The 1230-nt window shown below is 46.3% G+C and carries 1 protein-coding gene and 2 pseudogenes; all 3 read left to right on the top strand.

Translation table 11 applies throughout. The annotated features are described in order from the left end of the window. The first annotated feature begins 132 nt into the window (after window positions 1–132). Window positions 133–410, top strand: a pseudogene (locus tag CIK04_RS25780) (PepSY domain-containing protein). 48 nt (window positions 411–458) lie between these two features. Next, entirely contained in the window at window positions 459–1019 is a 561-nt protein-coding gene (locus CIK04_RS25785; RefSeq protein ID WP_325205834.1) for a cytochrome b/b6 domain-containing protein, read from the top strand. Further along, a pseudogene (locus CIK04_RS25790) lies at window positions 1019–1230 on the top strand (phosphoethanolamine transferase domain-containing protein); the annotation flags it as partial. The gene CIK04_RS25785 and the pseudogene CIK04_RS25790, both read left to right, overlap by 1 nt.

Here is a 1230-nt window from a genome sequence, read left to right on the forward strand (position 1 = left end):
CATATCAAGCGTTTGCTGGCGTGATTCTCTTTGTCATCTCGCCTTCGTTATTCATTCATTTTATTTCTTAAGCCAATCTTAAGTTTCGCTCGATATGATTCGCCTTGTTAAAGCACACACAAGGACGCAATCRTGAAAAAAACACTTCTCTTGACCACCACCGCATTGATTTCATTGGGCAGCGCAACCAGTGCATTGGCCGATCCGCAGTGCACGAATGCACCAGAATCGCAATGGATTAACTTTGAGCAAGCCAAATCTCAAGTGGAAGCGATGGGGTACAAATCAAAGTGTTCGAAAAGACCAAAACCGGTTGCTATGAAGTTGTATGGTCACACCAAGAGACAACGCGTCGAATCATATTTGATCCCACCGACATGCGCAAAGTGAAGGAAGAGTTGGATGACTAACACCTTTAAATGGGATTGGGTTGTGCGAGCAACCCATTGGACTGTGGCATGTGCGTTTTTTGCCTGAACTTTTTTGTCTTGGAAGAGGGCAGCGAGTGGCATCACTGGGCGGGGTATTTGATCCTGCTGAGTTTGAGCCTTCGCTTTGCTTGGGGGTTAGTGGTGGAGTCACCAGCACGTTTAACTCGCTTTCTGCCTTCGGTTTCAGCCGCGCTGACGCATTTAAAAGAAGTGGTGAGCGACAGACAAGATAAGCACCTTGGTCATAACCCCGCAGGCGCAGTGATGATTGCTATTGTGGGTTTGATTATCGCAACTGCTGGCAGTGGTTGGTTGACCGAGAGCGATCTTTTCTGGGGAGAAGAGTGGTTAGAGGAAGTGCACGAAGTGCTTGCCAACCTAACCTTAGTGGCCGTTGCAATTCACGTCTCGGCCGTGATTTTTATGAGCAAATGGAATCGCAAAAATTTATCTCAAATCGATTGCTGCCTTAGCAGTCACATTCGCAGGGCTGTAAATGCTCTGCGCTGGTTTTGTTTCACACTTGAGTTTAGTTGTTATGCAGCGAATTTAAAAATACCCATTTCTCGTACGTTGGCATCACATTGATGTTGGCGAGCTACTTTGCGTTTTTGGTTAACATCCCGATTTACGCCACGTTGCATTCGATCTTAAGTGGCTTAGACAGCGTTAAGATCCGGCTTTGTTATTTCTATCCCGCTGTTTTTTCGTCGCAGCGTTTAATTTGCTGTTTAATCTGTTTAGCTGGCCTTGGATCACCAAGCCCTTTTTTGTTGTATTGCTGCTGGTTTCAGCCGCG

This window comes from Vibrio sp. 03_296 (genome assembly GCF_002265885.1).